Annotated in this window: 16 protein-coding genes; 8 read left to right on the top strand and 8 right to left on the bottom strand. The window is 62.4% G+C overall.

Annotated elements, in window-relative coordinates; genetic code table 11:
- The first annotated feature begins 34 nt into the window (after nt 1–34).
- Together ACYQ6J_RS03980 and ACYQ6J_RS03975 are read left to right on the top strand one after the other, a co-directional pair.
- A complete protein-coding gene (locus ACYQ6J_RS03980; RefSeq protein WP_460182901.1) occupies nt 35–1,057 on the top strand; it encodes a Gfo/Idh/MocA family protein in 1,023 nt (340 codons plus the stop codon).
- A gap of 458 nt (nt 1,058–1,515) precedes the next feature.
- On the top strand, nt 1,516–3,294 hold the full coding sequence (locus ACYQ6J_RS03975; protein WP_460182900.1) for a S41 family peptidase: 1,779 nt from the start codon (nt 1,516–1,518) through the stop codon (nt 3,292–3,294).
- Between the two features lie 40 nt (nt 3,295–3,334).
- Here the strand turns inward: ACYQ6J_RS03975 and ACYQ6J_RS03970 are convergent, their stop codons facing one another.
- The 7 genes from ACYQ6J_RS03970 to hydF all read right to left on the bottom strand — a co-directional run bounded on the left by ACYQ6J_RS03970 (nt 3,335) and on the right by hydF (nt 12,126).
- The gene (locus tag ACYQ6J_RS03970; protein WP_460182899.1) at nt 3,335–6,349 is read right to left on the bottom strand and encodes a hypothetical protein; all 3,015 of its coding nucleotides are present in this window, start codon (nt 6,347–6,349) and stop codon (nt 3,335–3,337) included.
- Complete coding sequence (locus tag ACYQ6J_RS03965) at nt 6,346–6,891, bottom strand: KdsC family phosphatase (protein ID WP_460182898.1); 546 nt, start codon at nt 6,889–6,891, stop codon at nt 6,346–6,348. The genes ACYQ6J_RS03970 and ACYQ6J_RS03965 overlap by 4 nt, the downstream gene beginning before the upstream one ends.
- A gap of 165 nt (nt 6,892–7,056) precedes the next feature.
- Nucleotides 7,057–8,232 carry a KpsF/GutQ family sugar-phosphate isomerase gene (locus ACYQ6J_RS03960; protein WP_460182897.1) on the bottom strand — a complete coding sequence of 392 codons (1,176 nt, stop codon included), beginning with the start codon at nt 8,230–8,232 and terminating at the stop codon, nt 7,057–7,059.
- Between the two features lie 400 nt (nt 8,233–8,632).
- The gene (locus ACYQ6J_RS03955; RefSeq protein WP_460182896.1) at nt 8,633–8,890 is read right to left on the bottom strand and encodes a hypothetical protein; all 258 of its coding nucleotides are present in this window, start codon (nt 8,888–8,890) and stop codon (nt 8,633–8,635) included.
- A gap of 51 nt (nt 8,891–8,941) precedes the next feature.
- On the bottom strand, nt 8,942–9,913 hold the full coding sequence (gene rsmA, locus ACYQ6J_RS03950; RefSeq protein WP_460182895.1) for a 16S rRNA (adenine(1518)-N(6)/adenine(1519)-N(6))-dimethyltransferase RsmA: 972 nt from the start codon (nt 9,911–9,913) through the stop codon (nt 8,942–8,944).
- A 31-nt stretch (nt 9,914–9,944) separates the two neighbouring features.
- The gene (locus ACYQ6J_RS03945) at nt 9,945–10,553 is read right to left on the bottom strand and encodes a riboflavin synthase (protein WP_460182894.1); all 609 of its coding nucleotides are present in this window, start codon (nt 10,551–10,553) and stop codon (nt 9,945–9,947) included.
- Nucleotides 10,554–10,857: 304 nt separating this feature from the next.
- Nucleotides 10,858–12,126 carry a [FeFe] hydrogenase H-cluster maturation GTPase HydF gene (hydF, locus tag ACYQ6J_RS03940; RefSeq protein WP_460182893.1) on the bottom strand — a complete coding sequence of 423 codons (1,269 nt, stop codon included), beginning with the start codon at nt 12,124–12,126 and terminating at the stop codon, nt 10,858–10,860.
- Between the two features lie 472 nt (nt 12,127–12,598).
- Between hydF and ACYQ6J_RS03935 the strand changes: the two genes are divergently transcribed.
- Nucleotides 12,599–13,960: a TrpB-like pyridoxal phosphate-dependent enzyme gene (locus ACYQ6J_RS03935; protein WP_460182892.1), complete on the top strand. Its 1,362-nt coding sequence runs from the start codon at nt 12,599–12,601 to the stop codon at nt 13,958–13,960.
- A 92-nt stretch (nt 13,961–14,052) separates the two neighbouring features.
- Here the strand turns inward: ACYQ6J_RS03935 and ACYQ6J_RS03930 are convergent, their stop codons facing one another.
- On the bottom strand, nt 14,053–15,444 hold the full coding sequence (locus ACYQ6J_RS03930; protein WP_460182891.1) for a sugar porter family MFS transporter: 1,392 nt from the start codon (nt 15,442–15,444) through the stop codon (nt 14,053–14,055).
- Between the two features lie 276 nt (nt 15,445–15,720).
- Between ACYQ6J_RS03930 and ACYQ6J_RS03925 the strand changes: the two genes are divergently transcribed.
- The 5 genes from ACYQ6J_RS03925 to ACYQ6J_RS03905 all read left to right on the top strand — a co-directional run bounded on the left by ACYQ6J_RS03925 (nt 15,721) and on the right by ACYQ6J_RS03905 (nt 20,552).
- On the top strand, nt 15,721–16,692 hold the full coding sequence (locus ACYQ6J_RS03925; RefSeq protein WP_460182890.1) for a twin-arginine translocation signal domain-containing protein: 972 nt from the start codon (nt 15,721–15,723) through the stop codon (nt 16,690–16,692).
- A 373-nt stretch (nt 16,693–17,065) separates the two neighbouring features.
- Nucleotides 17,066–17,674 carry a sigma-70 family RNA polymerase sigma factor gene (locus ACYQ6J_RS03920; protein ID WP_460182889.1) on the top strand — a complete coding sequence of 203 codons (609 nt, stop codon included), beginning with the start codon at nt 17,066–17,068 and terminating at the stop codon, nt 17,672–17,674.
- A gap of 59 nt (nt 17,675–17,733) precedes the next feature.
- Nucleotides 17,734–18,393, top strand: coding sequence for a hypothetical protein (locus tag ACYQ6J_RS03915; protein ID WP_460182888.1), 660 nt, complete (start codon nt 17,734–17,736; stop codon nt 18,391–18,393).
- Nucleotides 18,394–18,516: 123 nt separating this feature from the next.
- Nucleotides 18,517–19,596, top strand: a complete 1,080-nt coding sequence (locus ACYQ6J_RS03910; RefSeq protein WP_460182887.1) for a sugar phosphate isomerase/epimerase family protein — start codon at nt 18,517–18,519, stop codon at nt 19,594–19,596.
- A 188-nt stretch (nt 19,597–19,784) separates the two neighbouring features.
- On the top strand, nt 19,785–20,552 hold the full coding sequence (locus tag ACYQ6J_RS03905; protein ID WP_460183306.1) for a 3-keto-disaccharide hydrolase: 768 nt from the start codon (nt 19,785–19,787) through the stop codon (nt 20,550–20,552).
- Nucleotides 20,553–20,556 lie beyond the last annotated feature (4 nt).

Below are 20,556 nucleotides of genomic sequence, written 5' to 3'. Positions count from 1 at the left end.
TTGGTTACGTGCACACGTGCAAAGGAGGTGACGCATGGTTCGCGTCGGCATCGTCGGCATCGGTTTCATGGGGATGATCCACTATCTGGCGTACCAGAAGGTGCGCGGCGTCAAGGTCACGGCCATCTGCGAAAAGATTCCCGAGCGTTTGGCGGGCGATTGGCGCGGGATCAAAGGCAATTTCGGTCCTGCCGGTCGCAAGATGGACCTTTCCGGTATCGCCAAGTATTCCGACTTGCACGAGCTTTTGGCCGATCCCAACGTCGATGTGGTGGACGTGTGCCTGCCGCCCTCGTTGCACCCCGAGGCCGCGGTGGCGGGCCTGGAAGCGGGTAAACACGTTTTCTGCGAAAAGCCGATCGCCCTGACCACGACCGCCGCCGACGCGATGGTCAAGACCGCCAAGAAGAAAGGCAAGATGCTGTTGATCGGTCATGTCTTGCCCTTTTTCGCGGCCTATCGCTTCGCCTACGAAGCGGTCACGAGCGGCAAGTACGGCAAACCGTTGGGAGGGCATTTCACTCGGGTCATCTCGGATCCGCTTTGGCTGAAGGATTTCTATGATCCCAACGTCTGCGGCGGACCGGCGGTCGATCTCCACATCCACGACGCCCACTTCATCCGTCTGTTGTTCGGCATGCCCAAGAGCGTGCAGTCCGTGGGCAGGATGCGGGGCGAGGTGGCCGAGTTCTTCAACTCGCACTTCCTGTACGACGATCCGCAATGGACGGTGTCGGCGACCAGCGGGGTCATCCGGCAGCAAGGGCGACCGTTCACGAACGCTTACGAGATTCATCTGGAAAAGGCCACGTTGGTCTTCGATTCGTGGATGAATATGCCGGTGACCGTGCTGACCGAGGACGGCAAGGTCAAGCGACCGAAGATCCCCGCTCGCGATCCGGTGGACGATTTCGCCGCGGAAATGGCCGAGGTCGTTCGTTGTGTCAAGGACGGTACGCCGTCGCAATTCTTGGACGGCACGCTGGCTCGGGATGCGCTGCTCTTGGCGCACAAGCAAACGGAGTCCATCGTCAAGCGGCGGCCCGTCAAAGTCTAGACGAAACGCAGTCGTCCGGTCGCGATCCATCACTCCGACCGGCCTCTTCCTTCGCGAGCATCGGGCGGATCCGGGCGGCCATAGCGCGGGACCGCCCGTTACATTTTGCGCCGTCCGAGAAAAGCGATCCGATGGGGTGGGGATTTACGCATCGCGGGGAGGTTTCGGGCGGATTCTTTACGGCGTTTTTTTGACCGCGCGCGAACCGTGGGCTATATTCCCGGGGGACACTGCACGCGGTTCCCGGTTCATCTTTTAGCCTTGCGCGATGATGCGTGCCGGTGAAGGACGCATGAGTCGCTGATCGCCCGGATTCAAGTCTCTCGCCGGTTTGCAGTCCCTCCATTGCATGACCGGATTCAACGCCAAGTTCATCCCCAATTCATCGCCGTGACCTCGAAGGATTTGACACCGTGATGATAGGCAAACGCACCGCGGCTTGGACAGGGATTCGAGGGATGCGGTTCTGGATCGCGATCGCCGTCGGGCTGATCTTGACCCGCGGTTGGCAAGCGGCGGGGCAGCAGGGCGCAGTGCCGCCGCTACCGCCGGTCTTTTCCTCCGAGGCGGCCGCTCCCTCGCTGTCATCGCCGACGCCGCCGATTCCGTCGCTCGATGAGAGTGAGCCTCCGGAAGTGCGATCGGTCATCGACCAAGGATTGCGGTTGGAGCGACAATCGCGCTGGGGCGAAGCGTTGGGGATGTACGAGGAAGCCCTTCGCGAGTTTCCCGAAAGCCCCGTGCTACAAAGCCGCTTCCACGAAGTGCGGTTGCGGCACGACGTGGCGCGACGCTACAGCGATCCCACTTTTCTGTCGTTGATAGGCGAGATCGACGAATCGGCCGCCCTTGGCTTGTACGACGAAGTGCTGCTGAAAATCCAGTCCCATTACGTGGAAGCACCTCGGTGGCGTTATCTCGTCGAGCAGGGTACCCACGAATTGGAGTTGGCCCTTCTGGAACCGAAGTTTCTGTCCAGCAACGGTTTGAAGCTGGAGCCTGCGGCGACGATGGCCTTGGCCGACGAATTGCGGCGGACGGCGTCCGCGGATTGGGTTCGCAATCGGGCCGAAGCACGCGAGTTCGTGGCCCAGATCGCGCGGCGACTCCATCAGCGGATCGGTTTGCCCGTTTCGGCGACCGTTCTGGAGTATCTGTGCGGCGCTACGAATTCCCTGGATGTCTATTCCGCCTATCTGACGCCCGGCCAACTCTCCGAGGTCTATTCGCAGATCGAGGGGCGTTTTGTGGGATTGGGAGTGGAATTGAAGGCGGACGCAGGCTCCCTCTTGATCGTGCGGGTCATTCCGCGAAGTCCCGCGGAGCAAGCCGGTATCCGGGCCGACGACCGCATTGTGGCGGTGGACGGCAAACCGTTGGACCAAATGTCGACGGACCAGGCCGCCAACATGCTGCAAGGTCCCGAGGGAAGTGTAGTGCAATTGGAGGTGCTGGCGGCCGATGGATCCTCGAAGTCGGTGCGCGTGGAGCGTGCCCGCGTCGATGTCCCCAGCGTTACCGACGTGCGAATGTTGGATTCCGCCGCTGCCGTGGGTTTCATGCGCGTGGTCGGTTTTCAACGCGGCACGCCGAAGGAGATGGATGAAGCCATCGGTGAACTCACGCGGCAGGGGATGCAATCTTTGATCATCGATTTGCGGCGGAATCCCGGCGGTCTCTTGACGGCGGCGGTGGAGGCGGCCGATCGGTTTTTGCCGCAAGGCATCATCGTCGCCACCAACGGTCGCGTGCCGCAAGAGAATCTGACCTACTCGGCGCAAGGACCGGCCCGCTGGGGATTCCCGGTGGTCATCTTGGTGGATCGCGAGAGCGCCAGCGCCGCCGAGATTTTCGCCGGGGCCTTGCAAGAGAACGGTCGGGCGACCGTGGTGGGAACTCGCAGCTACGGCAAAGGTTCCATTCAGGGGATCTTCCCGCTGGCGAATTCGGAAGCCGGGGTGCGTCTGACCACCGCCAAGTTCTATTCACCTAAGGGTCGGCCGTACGCCCATCGCGGTGTGGAACCGGACGTGCTCGTCCAGCAGGCGGCGCGTCCCGTGGACGGGTGGCGACCCATCGGAGCGGGGCGCGAAAACGCCGCGACGGACCGAAACGAGGCTGCGTCGCCGAGCGAGGACACGATCCTTCAGGCCGGTTTGAACGTGGCGCGAGGAATGGTCGCGCGTTCGGCCGGTCGGTCGCTGTGGGATTCCTCCGGCGGTCGCATGCTTCCGTGAATCTTGCCGTGCGCGACGCCCGGGCGGTGTGGCGGTTTGTTCAGCGCGAGAACCGATCGGGTTCGGAAAAGCCGCTCAGTTCCAGGGATTGGGCGCCGTCGATCTTTACGGTCCGCGTGCCGTACCAGTAAAAGATGCGTCTTGCGGCTGTTTTTTGGACCGGTCCGCCCGCGTACTCCTGCCGGAACAGTTCGGCCGCCGTTTGACCGCCGCCTTCCAAGATCAGGAGCGTTTTCGATTCGTTCAAGGCGGCGCGATCCGCGCGGGCGGTGTACGTCGTGCCCTCCGCCGTCACGTTTCCGACGGCCTCGAGTTCCAAGTGCGGTCGCCCCGTTGCCGGGTCGGGGATTTGCCGGGCGGTCAGTTCGCGGCATTCCAAAATCATGCCGGAAGGTCCGAGTTGCGCGGGATCGCTCGGCAATTCGGTGGTTTCCCACGACGGCGCGGAGCCATAGGTCACGGTCACGCGTCCCAGGCACGTGACCTCGCGCTGTAAGAGATTGCCGCGAAGGGCTTGGTGGAAGCGGACGAACAGGGCGGTGACTTCGCCGGAGGGAGCGACCGGCACGGGCGAACCGCTCGGTGTCGCCGGGGGGCTTGGCTGAGCGTCGGCGCCGACGGTGCCGGTCGCGGGGATAGGCGGCATCGAGGCGGGTATGGCGTTGGGGTCGCGTAGGGTGCGGAGCAGGCCCGGTCCCGGTGATTCGACCGCCCCGCTGATCATGTCGAGTTCCACGCGGGGTAAATCCAGGATGTCCAACGCCGTGCGGCGGCCTTGTTCGTCCATTCGCTCGTTTTCCAGACGCACATCACCGTCCGCGGAGAGCGACGCCAATTGCGGCTTGGGCGCGGTGTCGAAGTCCCCCAGGAAAACGGTCTCGCGAAGCCGTGCTTCGAGCGATCGGGCCGATATACGCTGCGGCGGGGAATTGCCGTGAACGTTTCCGCGGACCGAGACGATGCGACCGTCGAACGACATCCCCTCCTCCCAGGCCAAGTCGAGGAAGCCTATCGCGCCGGAGTTCCCCGCATGAGTGCGAGGCAACCGCATGCCGCCCGGACCCGCCACGGACAGCAGATTCCTGGACCGCTCGAAAAAGATTTGGTTGCCGCTGAGGGCGAAGCCGCGGCCTTCCATCGCGGCGGGCCCGCCGGTCATCGACAAAGTGAGGAACGGTCCCGAAACGTCCGTCAATTCCACGTGTTCGCCGCGCAGGCGGATGGGAAGTAGTTGCGGCGAAGGCAGAACGTCTTCCTCGATTCGCACGTCGCCGTCCATGGAAACGGCGTTGAGGATCGCCGTCGCGGGGGCCAGCGCGAGTTCGGCGCGGAGGATACGCCCCGACGTCTTGTAATGCGATTGGCCCGGGGGCGCGGTCGGAGACCCCCGCAGGTTGGCGGCGGATTGGGATCCGGGACCGTTCGACTTCGAAAGTTCGCCGCCTGGGGAATTTGGCGCGGGCGGCACGAACCAAGCCTGCAACTCGAATACGTCGGCGTCCAATCGCGGGGATCGCAGGGTGACGTCGCCGCGAACCAGCATCCGCCGCGGTGAGAGATCGGGCAAGAGGGCGGCAGATGCGGCGGGCGAAGGTGAGGCAAGTCGGCCCAGCCAAATCCACAAATCGTTCGCGGCCAGGTTGCCCCACGATGAATCCACGCGGACGTCGCCCGACATCCAGGAGACAAACTCGTCGCCCTCGCGTTGGACCGACAATTGTTTCTTCCACGAGCCTTCGACATAGTCGCCCGACTTCCCAGACAGTTCCACGCGGAATTCACCGCCGCCTTCCGCGACGGCACGGGACAGCGTCGGGCCTTCGGGGGCTTCCGTCCATTGAGCGCTGACGACGGGTGCGCGGAGACGACTGCCCGACCGGGTGAACTGCACGCCGTCCGCGGCCTCGGCCTGAATGACTTGTCTGATCGCGTCGTAGCGAAGCGTGTCGCAGCGGATTTCGGCGTTCCAAAGTCCCAGCGTCACGACGGCCGGACTTCCCGTTGCTACCGCCCCTTCGATTTGCCAATCAGCGGCTTGCGCGGGGGAAGGGGGGGGCGACGAGGGTGGGGACGCGGTCCCTTGATTGGTCGCGGACGGTCGGGGCGGCGGTTTCGTCAGAAAGACGGTCAGCAGGTCGCATTGCAGACGGTTGCTCGGTCCGTCGCCGCGACTGAATCCCACCTCGACGGCCTCTTGCAACGTCAGCGTGCCTTGTTGCGGAAAGAAGGAGAGCGGTCCCCGGCATGCGGCTTCCACAATCCGACGGGCGTCGCCGATATTGCGATCCGGTGCGTCCGCGGCAACGTCGCCGGAGGGGGCCGTTTCCAGGTGCAGGCGATCGACGTGGCGAAGGACGAATCGCTCCAAACCCAACGAGTGCCAGCCTGCGTCCGTGACCTGCGATAGGCTGCTGCCGCCGGCGAAGACAAGTTCCATGCCGGAACCTCTCCCGCGGTTGCGTCCCCAAGAGAACTCGACGGGTTGCGTGGTCCAGATGCGTCGCTCGGTGATGGTGATGTCGCGCGTGGTGACGCGGATGGCCGTATCTTCGCCGGGTTGGCCTCCTGCACTGCGGAGGACGACGGCCCCTTGCAGTTGGCCGCTGACGAAGCGTCCGATGCGGCCCGCGCCTAATTGAAAGGGTCGATCGAATTGGAATACCGCTCCCTCGGGGGCTTCCAAAATGATGATTTGCCTGGAGGCTTGGGTACCGCCCGCCGCGGTCTCGCGATCGGGGTACATGACCAGCACGCAAGGCCGGATGAGGACTCGACCGTCGCCCAGGTTGCGGTAATCCTGCAATAGAAGTTTGACCTGATCGCTTTCCAAGAGCTTCGCATTCTTTAGCATGTCGGGACGCCGCGGAAACAGCGGGGCCAGTTCGGCCAACCGGGCGTCGAGGATGACATCGGAGAGAGGCTCCAGTTGGCCGAGGTTGCGAGCGGCGAGATCGAGGGGCGGTTCGATGAGCGGGACGATGAGCCGCGCGTACGCCGTGTAGCACACGGCGACCGCCGCGAAGCTGATGACGGCCCTGATCCCGCGTCGCTTCATCGCTCGCCCGTCGGTACCCACCGGCCTTGGTACGCGGAAATCACCGATTCCCACACACGGTCGGCCTTGAGAATCAATTCGACCACCTCGCGGAGTGCGCCCCCTCCGCCCGGCGCTCGCGTCACGTAGTGTGCCGCGGCACGGACCTCCTCCGCCGCATCCGCTACGGCCACGCTGAGTATGACTTCGCGGAGGACGGGCAAGTCGGGGAGGTCGTCGCCCAAATAGGCCGCTTGATCGACGGAATACCCCAATTCGGCCAAAACCTCCAAGACGGCCGACAATTTGTCTCCGGCGCCTTGCCGCAAAAGGTCGACGCCCGATTCAGCCGCGCGCATGCGCACGATTTGCGAACTCCGCTGGGTAATCCAGGCCATGCGTCGCCCCGCCCGCTTCCAGAGTTGGGCCGCCATACCGTCGCGAACGTGAAAAGCCTTGGTTTCGATCCCTTGATTGTCGAAGAATAGCCGTCCGTCCGTGAGAACGCCGTCCACGTCGCAGAGGATGATTTCGACGTTTCGGCACCGCGCAACGACGTCCATGAAAATCTCTCCCGTCACTCGAAGCAGGCGATGGGTTGCGATCCAAGATTCCTATCGAACAACGACTTTGGTCGCCGAGGCCAAATCAGCACTCTGCTTGCAACGTTGGGGCACCGGCGGTAATAGGGCGTTTGCGCGGTCAACGCAAAGCCCCGATTCGCGGTTTTACGCCCCCGCGTCCGGGTCCGGTCCGCCGTCCGCGGAGGGGTGCGAGCCTTCACGGGTAGGGATGCGGATTCGCCACCTTTCCCCCTCCTCGGTTCCAATCTTTTTGTACCTCTTGCGATTTGACGGCAGGTTTGGTTCGGAACGCTCCTCGCGATCCGTCGCCCGCAAATGATCGGGAAACAGGCCGATAATGTCGGTGATGTCAATCATTCCCACCGGCCTATGATCCCTGTCCACGACCGGCAATTCACTGATTTTTCGCTGCGCCAAGATGCCGACCGCTTCCGACATTAAGGTGCCAGCGGTCACACAAATGGGATCTTTCGTCATGCAATCCTTGATCGGGCGATCCAGTGCGTTTTCGTCTCTGCGCTCCAAAATCCGAGCGAGGTCGCTGTCGGTGAATAGTCCGGTCAGTCGCCCCGTAGAATCAACGAGCATGACGGCGCCCGTCCGGCGACCGGGACGGCGTGTGGCGACCACTACTTCGCGCACGGTGGCGTCCTCGGACGCCGTGCGGCACTCGGCGGGCGGTCGCATGTGGTCCTCCACCTTGCTCAGCCGGAGACCGAGGCTGCCGCCGGGGTGGAAACGCGCGAAGTCTTCCGCTTGAAATCCTCGTAGTTTGCTGAGGAGTAGGGCCAGGGCGTCGCCCACGGCAAGCATGGCGGTGGTGGATGCGCTGGGAGCCAAACGCAAATGTCCCGCCTCTTCGATTTCACCCAGGCAGAGAGTGACGTCCGCTTGCTGGGCCAACGTGGACCCCGCCCGGCATGTCAGGGCGATAATCGGTACGCCCCAATTCTTCAAAATCGGCAGGAGTCGCAACACCTCCTCGGTCTCGCCGCCTGCCGAAAGAATCAGGGAGACATCCTCCGAACGAATGCGTCCCAAATCTCCGTGGACGGCCTCAGCGGGGTGAAGGAAGTGGCTGGGCGTTCCCAGGGATGCCAGGCTGGCCGAGATCTTGCGTCCGATGATTCCCGCCTTGCCCATGCCGGAGACGATCACGCAGCCCCGGCAGGCGAAGAGCAATTCCACGGCCTGGCTAAAAGACAGGTCAAGCCGCCGGGCAAGATCGGCCAGGATACCGCTCTCGTAGAGCAAGACATCCCGTCCGAAGCGAATCTGCTCTAAGGGCGAGTGTAACGAGCGTGCCGCATCCGTGCCCATCGACGATCCATCCTTGATCGCGGGGTGAAGACAGAACTTGAGCGCCGATCCTGCGCCCGGAGGGCGCACCAAGCCCTTCCAGGCGACCGGTATTGTAACGGGAAGACGCTAGAGCCACAACGCGACTCATTGCGTAGTTTTAGCGCGTCCGCTTGAAGAGAGAATCGCTCTTATGACGGTGGTGGACGCAGACGGCGGAAGAAACGGGATTGGAATAGCCGATTCAGAACGGACGCAAGCTCGCGTCCCTCACGGCAACGCCGGAATAAGGTTGCCTAAAGGGTTCATCGGCCCGCAGCGAGCCGGATCTGTGGCAACATGCCAATTTCGTGTTGTATGGGTCAAGCTGGTTTTTTGGGCAAACAGCGCTTATTCGGTTGTATAAGCGGTAAACGTAAGATTAGACCCAGTCGAGGCCGGTCTCGCGCTTGATTCGGGTCTCGAAGTCTCCGATCAAGCCGCCGATCAGATCCCAGCGGTCCGATCGGCGAAGTTCGATATCGCCTTGCCGATTAACGCGAACGACGCTGTCGTCTTTCAGACCGATCTGAGCTAACTCTTCAGGGGAGGGGCCTCCCTCCGTCACCAGACGCAACAATTGCCTTCCCGACATTTCGATAAACTGCATGGCTTCGCCGTGCCCTATGGGGAAACTCACCTGTCTCGATCCGGCAGCGATAGAACCCATCGTCCCTGCCGCGGATAACTCCTACCTTAGTCTGGACGAATCGGCGTCGTCAACGGTCCGCGCCGCGGGCGAGGGTATGTGCAGCGCAGCTTGAAAGCGAGAAGACAGGCGGATCAGGTCTTCCACGCCCAATTCCTCCGCGCGGGACAGCGGATCGAGTTCGGCATCGGCCAGGATTCGGTCCACGGCGGTCTTTTCCAATCGCCGGCCCGAAACCGCCGCCAGTTGGGCGCGGAGAAGTTTGCGGCGATGGAGAAACAGTTCGCGGACGAAGCGATGGAAGAAGGAGACGTCGTGGATTCTTGCCCGCCATGCCGGTCGAAATTCGAGGTGTACAATCGCGGAAAAGACCTTGGGTCGGGGCCAAAAGACCTGGGGTGGCAAAGCCCTTTTGATGCTCGCCGTGCACTGGCTTTGTACCCAGACGCTGAGGGCTCCGTAATCCTTGGTGCCCGGTCGCGCCGTCAGTCGCTCGGCCACCTCGCGTTGCACGGTGACCGTGAACGTTTCGGGAGGGCGGTCCAAGGTCAATAGATTGCCGATCAAGGGGGTGGCGACGTTATACGGCAGGTTCGCGACCAGCTTGAAATGCTTGTCGGGATGTTCGGCGCGAACCTTGTCCAAGGTTTCGAGCAGCGCCGGGTGCAAGCGATTCTTGCCCCGGAGCGCGTCGTGGAGCACCAGTTGCACGTGGGGGCGGTCTCCCAGCAAACCGGCGGCCAACCGGTGCATGCGAGGGTCGACTTCCACGGAGATTACCGCGTCCGCGCGGTCGGCCAGCAATGCGGTGAGACTGCCCGTGCCGGTGCCGACTTCCAGGCAAATATCGTCGGGACCGACCGCCGCCGTGTCCACGAGCAGGTCGAGCAGGTTCAAGTCGATGAGGAAGTTTTGACCCAGGTCGTTCTTGGGGCGGATGCCTTCGGCGGCCAAGCGTTCGCGAAGGAACGTCAGCGTTTGTCGCGGCGAGTTGGGCGGGGGCGTCTCGGACATGGAAGGCGAGGCTCCGCGGGCACGGTCCGGTTCAGCCTTCGGAACGACGGACCAGGCCCTGAAGTTGACGCTCAACGTACTTGGCGAGGACGTCGGTTTCGAGGTTGACCTTGCCTCCGACCTTGAGCGGTCCGAGCGTGGTGACTGCAAGCGTGTACGGGATCAGCGCGACGCTGAACATTTCGGGTTCGCTGTCCACGATGGTAAGGCTGACGCCGTCCACGGCGATGGAGCCTTTGGATGCCATTTGAAGGCTGAGGCGTTGCGGGATGCGAAAGCGGAAGAACGACCATTCCCCGTGGTCGCGGCGATCGGCCAAGTAGCCGACGTCGTCGATATGGCCGGTGACGAAATGGCCCCCCAAGCGATCGCCGACTTTGAGGGAACGTTCCAAATTGACCTTGCTTCCCGGCTTCAGGTCGCCCAAATTGGTCCGCTGCAACGTTTCCGGACCGGCCTGAAAGGCGAATGTGTCGCCGGCGACGTCGATGACGGTTAAACAGCAACCATTGACGGCAATGCTGTCGGCGACTTTTGTTTCGGCGGCGATGCGCGGCTCTCGAACGACGAGTCGGCAGCCCGGCCCTTCGACCAGCATGTCCGCGACCGTTCCCAAGGCCTCAACGATTCCGGAAAACATGGAAAACTCCTCGATGCTCGATTGCGATGCGACAAAATGGCGGCGAAGGAAGGTGTCGGCGCGTGAATGCCCAGGCAAGGGTGCGGTTGGGCACAACCGATCGCCCCAAGCCCGTCTCCTGCGACTCATGAAGTCCGGTGATTGCCGCGGGCCGCCGATCTCGGCCACGCGCTCCATCACGTTGATGCTATCGGGAATCGACGCGGCGGAAAAGCGGTCGCCCCGGCAAGTCGGGCAAGGACGTCGTGGGCGTCGCGAGTCGGGTGAACCGTGTAACGGGCTATTGCAACCCTTTCGGCGGACGTCATGCACGCGACGAAACGGAAGCGGCACGCCGAAGTTGGGCGGCTTGGTAGACCTTCTCCGCTTCGGGAAAGGGTCGCAAGGCCCTTTCGAACAGGCCCAGCGTGTAGGCGATGGTGACGCCGTAATTGCACACGGGGACGCCTGCCGCTCGGCAGCGAAGCAGACGGTTGAGGACTTCGCGACGGGTCCACATGCAGGCCCCGCAATGGACAAGCAGTTTGTACGGCGAGAGGTCCTCGGGGAAATCGCGGCCTTGAACGGTCGTAAAATGCAGCGTTCCACCGACGTACTCTTGCAGCCATCGCGGAATCTTCTCACGACCGATGTCGTCGGCGATCGGGTGGTGCGAGCAGGATTCCGCCACCAGGACGTGGTCGCCCGGTCGCAGGTCGTCGATGGCCAAAGCTCCCTCCACGAATTGGGTGAGGTCGCCTTTTTGGCGGCCCATGAGGATCGAGAACGAAGTCATCGAGATTTCTTGCGGAGTATCGGCGGCGACGCGGTGGAAGGCCTGGCTGTCTGTGACGACCAGGGCGGGGGGAACCGTCAAGCGGTCCAGCGCCTGTTTCAGTTCCGTGTCCCGAACCACCACGGCGAGGCAACCGTGATCAAGCAGTTCGCGTATCGCCAAGACTTGAGGTTGGATGATCCGGCCTTTGGGTGCCTCCTTGTCGATCGGGATGACGAGGATTAGCGTATCGCCGGGTTTCACCAGGTCGGCGATCAAGGGCGGAGCATTGATGAATTCCTCCGGCACACAGCGGACCAGGGCCGATCGCACATCTTCCAGCCCTTGTCCCGTCGCGGCGGCGGTCCGGACCCACGGTATTCCGTCGGACTCCAGTCTTGCGACGAGTTGAGGCGAAGGCGGGGCCAGATCGGACTTGTTGCAGACCACAATCACCGGAAGGCCTCGGCCGCGCAATTCCGTCAGCAATTGCTCCTCGAAGGCATCCCAACGCCCGGCGTCGAGCACCAGCAGTGCTAAGTCAGTACGCTCCAAGACCTGGCGGGTGCGAGCGACGCGTGCGGCACCCAGCGTTCCTTCGTCATCCACGCCCGCCGTGTCGATGAACAACACCGGTCCCAGCGGCAGCATCTCCATCGGTTTTTCGACGGGGTCGGTCGTCGTCCCGGGTACGTCGGAAACAATGGAGACGTACTGCCGGGTCAACATGTTCAAGAGCGCGGACTTTCCGGCATTCCGTCGACCGAAAATCCCGATATGGAGTCGAAAGCTTTTGGGGGCTTGGCGGGTTGCGGACATGGACTTTCTCGCTTGAACGGAGGACCGTCTTTCGCACAAGTGAACGAACCCTGTTATTCTACGGCCCGGCGAAAACTGCTGTTCGTCTTTGCCGCCGCAACGGACGGTTTGATTCGCCCCGGCGGGAATCCATTCCACCCATCTTGTCCGCTCGGTCTTGGCGAAAGGCCGCTCTCTTGGGGGCCGAGGTTGCTTGCGGTCGCGGTACCACCGGTTCTCGCGGCGGCTTGCCACCCAATCGACAAACTCGGGGCGTTCAATTAGGCTGAAGGGTTTGCGGAACAGGGGGCATCGTCCGAGATATCGGCCATGCGGGCGGACGACCAAGGATGCGAGTCGGACCCTCCCGCCGCCGGTGAAAATCGTCTTGTCCGTCGATCTCGACACGATGAGACCGGCAGCCGAAAGTTTTGCGGGCATGGAAGCTTCCCAATCCTTCAATGTTCGGATTCCGTAGCGGAAGGTGAGACACATGCCGGAGAGTGAAAAACGCATCTTGTTGGGCGAAAAAGACCTGCCGACGGCCTGGTACAATTTGCTGGCCGACTTTCCCGAACCGCTTCCCCCGCCGATGCATCCGGCAACCAAGCAACCGCTGAATCCCCGGGATTTGGAGAGGATTTTCGCGGCGGAATTGGTGCGTCAGGAGATCAGCACGGAGCGATGGATCGAGATTCCGGAGGAGGTGCGCAGAATCTACGCCATCTGGCGACCGACCCCGCTCGTCCGCGCACGAAACCTGGAAAAGGCCTTGGGAACCCCCGCCCGAATCTATTTCAAGGACGAAAGTCACAGTCCTCCGGGCAGCCATAAGCCCAACACCGCGGTGGCCCAAGCCTATTACAACAAGAAGGAAGGGATTCGCTGCCTCTCCACGGAGACCGGTGCCGGGCAATGGGGGTCGTCGCTGGCCTTTGCCTGCTCCTTCTTCGATCTGGAGTGCAAGGTCTTCATGGTCAAGGTCAGTTTCTACCAGAAGCCCTATCGTCGCTCCATGATGCACGTGTGGGGGGCGTCCGTGCGTCCCAGTCCTTCCCAGGAGACCGATTGCGGTCGCGCCATTTTGGAGAAGGACCCCGAGTGCCCCGGCAGCCTAGGGATCGCCATTAGCGAGGCCGTGGAGGTGGCGCTCAAGGATGACGGCACCCATTACACGCTGGGCAGCGTGTTGAATCACGTGATGTTGCATCAGACGGTCATCGGCTTGGAGGCCGAGCAGCAGATGAAAGAGGCGGGCGACTTTCCCGACGTGGTCATCGGATGCGTGGGCGGAGGAAGCAACTTCGCAGGCTTGGCTTTTCCCTTTGTGCGGCACAAGATCGCCGGGAAGGAAATTCGCTTCGTTGCCGTGGAACCCAAGGCTTGTCCCTCTTTGACGCGGGGTGAATACCGCTACGATTTCGGCGATACCAGCATGCTTACGCCGCTGTTGAAAATGCATACCTTGGGCCATAGCTTCGTGCCGGCGGGAATTCACGCGGGCGGACTCCGCTATCACGGAATGGCGCCCATGGTGAGTTTCGGCGCCAAGTTGGGTCTGATCGAAGCGACGGCCTTGCATCAGCGGGAGTGTTTCGAGACGGCGCTGATGTTCGCCCGAACCGAAGGCGTCATTCCCGCCCCCGAAACGTCCCACGCAGTGCGCGCCGCGATCATCGAGGCGCTCAAGTGCAAGGAGACCGGCGAGGAGAAGTGCATCCTCTTCAACCTCAGCGGTCACGGCATCTGCGATCTGGGGTCGTACGACCGCTATTTCAGCGGCGAACTGGAGGATTTCGAGTTGCCGCAGGAGAGCATCCGGCAGGCCTTGGCGGAGTTGCCGCAGATCGCTTGAGATGGCCGCTGCGGCGTTCGGGAACTCGGGGTCGCAGTGCCGCCGGTTGGCGGTGCTGGCGGCCGCTCTTGCGCACGGAATCCCGAGAGCGTTTAGGCCTCGCGGTGGAGGAACATCCGCTCGATTTCCTCCAGCGTCTTGCCTTTGGTTTCGGGCAGAAATGCGGACACGAAGACCAGGCACGCCGCACACATCACGGCGTAGCTCCAAAAGGCGAAAGCCGGTCCCCAGGCGGCGTACATCATGGGTGCCGTTTGCGTGATAAGAAAGTCCGCCAGCCATAGGGCGACCGTGGCGATTCCCATGGCCAAACCCCGGGTACGGGTGGGGAAGATTTCCGCCAGAACCACCCAGACCACGGGACCCATTCCCACGGCGAAGGAGGCCATGTAGAGCAAGACGAACGCCACCACCCAAAGTTGGGGCAGTCCTGCGTAGAAGGCGGCGCCCAAGAGCACGAGCGATACGCCCATCGCGGCGGAAGTGAGCAGCAGGAGCGGTCGCCGGCCCAGACGGTCCACGATCGCAATGGCGATCAGCGTGAAACCCAAATTGACGGCCTGGGTGATGATGGTCCAGAACAAGGCCCAAGCGTCGGTACTGCCCGAACTGCGGAAAATCGTCGGCGTGTAGTAGACGATGGCATTGATGCCGGTCACTTGTTGTAGGATGGCCAGGATGACGGCGATGACCAGCAGGCGACGATAGCCGGGGCGGAGCAACTCATCCAAGCGACCGGTTTCTTCGGCGATGGTACGGCGGATGTCGGCAGCCTCCCAGGCCGCGCGCAGCTTGCCTCCCAGACGCGTCAGCACATAAAGGGCGTCCGTTTCGCGGCCGCGCTTCAGCAACCAGCGGGGGCTTTCGGGTACGACCAGCAGGCAAAGGAGGAAGAGTAGGGCGGGCAGCGTCTCCGACCCGAACATCCAACGCCACCCCGTCTCCACGTTCCACGCGTGATCACCTTGAAGCGCGATGATCCAATTGACGATGGAGACCACGACCATCCCGGAAATGATGGCGATCTGTTGGAGGGCGACCAGTCGACCGCGAAGATGCGGCGGCGAGATTTCCGCGATGTACAGGGGTGAGACGATGGCCGCTGCGCCGACCGCCAAGCCGCCTAGGAATCGCGCGAAGATGAATTCCGTCAGCGTGTTGGGAACGGCGGACCAGACTGCGGATATGGCGAATAGGACGGCGGCGAGAATCAAAATTCGTTTGCGGCCGAACGCATCGCTGAGCGGCCCCGCAAATGCGGCACCCACCGCACACCCCAGCAGGATATTGGACGTCGTCCAGCCCTTCATGCCGGGCGAGAGAGCGAACTTTTCCTGCAAGTAATCGATCGCGCCGGCGATCACCGCCGTATCGTAGCCGAACAGCAGGCCGCCCAGGGCGGCGACTACCGTCAGGAGCAGAATATAAGGCAAACTGCCTTCAAACGGCGGAGGCGACGAGGCGGATGGGGCGGCGGCGGTCATGGAAAGTCCCTCACGGTCGTGCGGAAGCGATCGAGCGTATGCGGCATCGAATGGAAACCATCGTAGCCGACGTGTGGCGGATCGCAAGGGCGAGGGGGTGGGGGTTGGAGGCCAAAACGCCGCGAACCGCATCTTAAAGGTTCGCAAACGGTGCGGACGGGCCTTTGCATGAAGAAGTCGTCGGAATGACGTAAAATAGCTCGGTGAGCACTTTCGGGCGGCGGCAATTTCGAATCCGAGGCGGGCGCCGTACTCGCGATGGAGGAAAGGAACATCATGACCGGACCGATCGATCGAAGAGACTTCGTGAAGCAAGCCTCGTGTGTCGCCGGCGGACTGATGGCCGGGTCGGTGTTGTGCGGCGGAGAAGCCGTCACTGAGAACCCGGATATCACGGGAAAACGACTGGTTCTGCTGGGATTAAACGCCCTGGCGCGTGCCTGGCGATTCGACTACTTCGCGGACGGGCATCGCGGCGCCGCGCTGATATCGGCTCATTGCCTTTGCGCCGACAACGCCTTGGACGATGAAACCGCCGCGCGGATCGTGGAAATCTGCGACAAGAACTGGTCATCCACGCCGCTTTGCGAATCGTTTCCGGACGGCGAGGCGGATGAGTCAGGACTGAGCCGAATCGGTGAAGCGTTGGCGGAGGGCGGGGAGACGCTCCGGCAGGTCGGGCACAACGCCATTTTCGCCATGCTGGCGATCAAGGGATTTCGCCTGTTACCGCAAGCCGCCACCGTGGAACGGGTCGAGGGCGTTTGTCGAATGATCCGAGCGTTCCAACCGTGGCGGGACGTGGATCCGGACGAAGACGTCCAACCGCCGCCGTTTTCCGATGCGGGCGAGGCGGCGCGGTTCGTCCTGCGCGAGGCGCTCGCGGCGGTGGACCGATTTCGCGGATACGGACAGGGTTTCGCAGGGCATATGCTGACGTTCGGTCAGGCGTTGATCGAGTTGGCCGCCACGGGCGACGTTCGCTGGGCCGAGAGTTGCCGCACGGCCTTTCGGAAGTACGTCACGGTCACGCGGCGGGGGCCTGACGCCGATGCGCGGCGGATCCCCGACCATCCGCCGAGCAAACTCCGGCCGAACCAAGCCGTGTATTGGAAGAATCGCGGCGATCGCTCCGTCGGTTTGGGGCACGTGTTCAAATACCCCTATGCGTACTACGACCTGTTGCGGCGGGCGGAGGACGCGCAATTGGCGGCGGCGTGGGAGGAAAAGGCCCACGAAATCTTTTAGCAATGCCCCGGTTTTCTCCCAGTATTCGGCCGCTTGCCGCGTTGCGTGCAAGAGCGCAAAAATTAAAGGCCGCGGTCCTTAACACCCGTCCTGCCCCGCCCCCACCCCGATCGTGAGAACAGGTGTTAGGAGATCGCGGCCCTGTGTGGCATCTTCGCCTTTGGCCTCGCTTGTTGATCGAACGGCGGACTGGAATGCCGCCCTCTTCTTTAATGGCAAAACACGGCAAGAACCTGCCACAAAACCGCCGAAATCCCCGAAAAACCCCAGTGCTCCCCTCGGGGGGGTGGAATTTGGACCGGTTTGGGGTTTGACTAGGAGGAGTTCCCTTGCTTCCCGGTTTGGGCTGCTTTGGATGAGAAAGGGAGTGCGCGTGTCGGAACAGAGGCGTGCGAGTCAACCGCACCTCGAACCGCCGGAAAAGGCCGGCGACGGGATCGGCCGGATATTCCAGCGATTCGCGCGGCGCTTGTTGGCGTTCGCGAGGCGGAAATTGGGGCGGGGTGTCCGTCGCAAGGTGGACGAAGAGGATATCCTTCAATCGGTCTTTGCCACCTTGGCCCAGATTCAGTCCAAAAAGCGGCCTGAACTGGAAAACACCGACGAATTGTGGGGACTGCTGGCGCGATTGACGAGGAGGAAATGCGTCAAATATCGCCGCCGGTTTTATTCCCAGCGACGCGACATTCGCCGTGAAAAGCTCGCGGGAGCGTATCCCGATGAGCGGCACTACGAGTTTCAAGTGGACCAGCCTTTGCCGGATGAGACGGCGGCGGCCCAAGACGTGATCGAGTACGTGACCCGAGGGTTGGACGAGCCCCAGCGGGGTATTTGTCTGTTGCGTTTGGCCGGGTTTTCCATCCAAGAGATCAGCGACCGGATGGAGTGCTCCGAGCGTACCGTGTATCGGGTCTTGGCCTTGGTCCGCGAGCGTCTGCAATTGGAGGACGCTGCTAAGGTCGCGGAGGAGGAGACGCTTTGATCCGAACGCGGCGATGGAGTGAGCGTTGAGGCTCGGAGTCTTCACAGGCGGGGCCGACCATGCCGTTTCATTTCTTTTGTCCGACGGGGCATCTCTTGCAAGCCGACGAGCGGCATGTTGGTCGGGCGGCGGTATGTCCGTACTGCAATACGACGCTCCGCATCCCTGCGGCACGGAAATCTTCGCGACCGGTTGGCGAGATTACCGATGGGACGGCGGTCGCGGATGGAAGCCCGCCCTCTCAGCAGGCAAGGGAAGCGATGTTCTTCGCCGGTCCGGACGCACCGCCTCCGGAATTCGCATTGGACGCAGAGGCGACCGCAGCGCGGACGGACGATGGCTCGGGGAGCAATCGCGAAACGTCGGCGGATTCCGGGGCTACGGAGCTTGGATCGGGCAGCGCGGAGAGCTTCTTTGGAGATAGGCCGCCGTTGGAGTCGGCGGCGGTAGGACCGGAAGCGTTGCACATCCCCTGTCCCGCTGGGCACGTCCTGGAAACCCCCCAGGATATGTTGGGACGCGATGCCATGTGCCCGTTTTGCGGCCAAGTGTTTCGTTTGGAATATCGGAACAGTTTGGAGCATCGCCGAGAACAAGAGCAACGGGCGTCCCGCGAAGCCGAGCGTGCCGCGCGTTTTTGGCTGCAATGGGCGATCGCGGCGGCGATTGTGACCGTGGGCGGCCTGATCCTATTGATTGTGCTGGCGGCACAACGATAATGGGGCATCAGAGGACCCCAGTCGGCCCAAGCGATACGCGAGTCGGTGCAGGCTCAGTTATATTCGCGGGGCTGTCGGCTATGTCGGCGATCTTCCACTCCCTCCCTTCGAGGAATCGCAACCATGAAGAGCATGGACCGTGCGGAATCGACTCGTGTGAAATCCGAAGTTATTTCTCGGCGCGACTTTTGGGCTGCGTCGGCGGCGTGCGGGGCCGCGGCATACGCAGTGTGGGCGGGCCGCGCGGCTTCGGCGGAAACGCGGCAGACGGCCCAGGCGAGCGGCGGCGAGGCGAAGGTCTGGCCCGTCACGTGCCGCGACGTAATGCTCCGCCGAACCGGCAAGTCCGACTGCTGGGCCGCGATGGAGGCCTTCGGCGTGGACGGCGTGGAATGCGATGTTACGGAGGAATTGAAGCTCCCCAATCTTTTTGAGGGCGACCTCGCGCACGGCCTGGCCGACGACGATCAGCAGGCGAAGCTTCGCGAGGCGTTGCAAAAATCGGGTCGGCGGATCACGGCCTTGTGCATGCACAACCGCTTCGATGAGCGCCCCGAGGATGAGTTGGAATGGTGCCGCAGGACGGCCGAGGCGGCGCGAGCGATGGGCATTCCGGCCATCCGCATTGACGTGGTTCCACGCCGACTTTCCCGCGAAGAGTTCCCGGCCTTCGCTGCGGAAATGATGAAGAAGGTCACCTCGGCCACGGCTGAGACCGGAGTCCGCTGGGCGATCGAAAACCACGGGAATACGACCAATGATCCTGAATTTCTGAAGAATCTGTTCGCCGCGGTGGGGTCGCCGAATCTGGGGCTGACGCTCGATACCGGCAACTTCTATTGGTTCGGCCATCCCTTGAGCGAGTTGTACGGAATCTACGAGACCTTCGCCCCTCGCGCCTTCCACACGCACTGCAAGAGCATCGGCTATCCGCCCGAGGACCGCGAGCGTCGGCGTCCGATGGGATACCGCTACGCCGAGTTCCATTGTCCGATCGACCGCGGCGACATCGACTTCGGTCGGGTGCTTGCCATCCTCCGCAAGGCCGGTTATTCCAACGACCTCTGCATCGAGAACGAGGCGCTGGGCAAGCTGACCCCGGAGCAGGCTGTCGAAACGGTGTCGCGCGAGGTCCGGCTTTTGAAAAACCTTCAGGCTACGATCACGCGAAGCGGTCGCTTCTCACCCGTGGCGCGGGCGTGAGGACCGACTCGCGCATCGCGCGCCGTCGGAGTCCTCCGGGCGCTGGACGTGATGGCGGACGTCGTGATGCGGTCCGAGGTCGACCCGAGAATTGGCGGTCGCAACGAATTATAGTGAAGTGATGCGCCCTGCATCGTCTTGGGAGCGCGCTTGGTTCGATTTTTTCAGCATAAGGATTCGGCACCGTGATGTATCGAGCATGGCTTTGCGGAGTAATGCCTGCGCTGGCGGCAGTGATCTCGTTGGGGACGATTTCCGAGGCGAGGCCGCGCTGCGGGACCCTCGTCCAGCCTGCCTGGGAAGCGATTTTCAACGGATCGGACCTGTCGGGCTGGGTGGTTGAAGGTCCCGCCGTTTACAAGGACGGTGATCAGGAAAAGCCGAACTGGTTCGTAGAGGACGGCAAGATCGTGTGTGCGGGCAAGGGCTTCGGGTTCCTTCGCTTCGACCGTACCTTTTGTGATTTCACGCTCCACCTCGAGTTCCGGATGTCCCCCAATTGCAATAGCGGGATCGGCATTCGAGGCGACAAGTACAACCCCAAGAAGCCCGACACGCGCCCCTCGATGTCAGGATTCGAAGTCCAAATCTTCGATGACGCCGGAAAGACGCCGGATGTCCACTCCAGCATGTCGCTCTATCGCTATGTAGCCCCGCAGAAGAATGCCATCAAGCCGGCGGGCGAGTGGAATGTGGTGGAGATTACGGCCCGCGGGACGAGGATTCGCGTGGTCCTGAACGGCGAGTTGGTGCAGGACGTCGATCAGAGCCAAATCGAGGAGATTCGCAACAAGCCCTTATGCGGTTACATTTCGGTGCAGAACCACGGGCATCTGGTCGAGTTCCGCAACGTTTGGGTCCGCGACTTGACGACGTTGGCCTCCGCCCCGTCGAAGCGTTGCGGACTTTTGGCCCGATGGATCGCACGCTTGCGAAGCCGCGCCCGGTGCCGCTGACCGT

The organism is Thermopirellula anaerolimosa, assembly GCF_054657335.1.
Note: the sequence above shows the minus strand (reverse complement) of the source record. Positions and strands in the feature narration are given on the sequence as shown.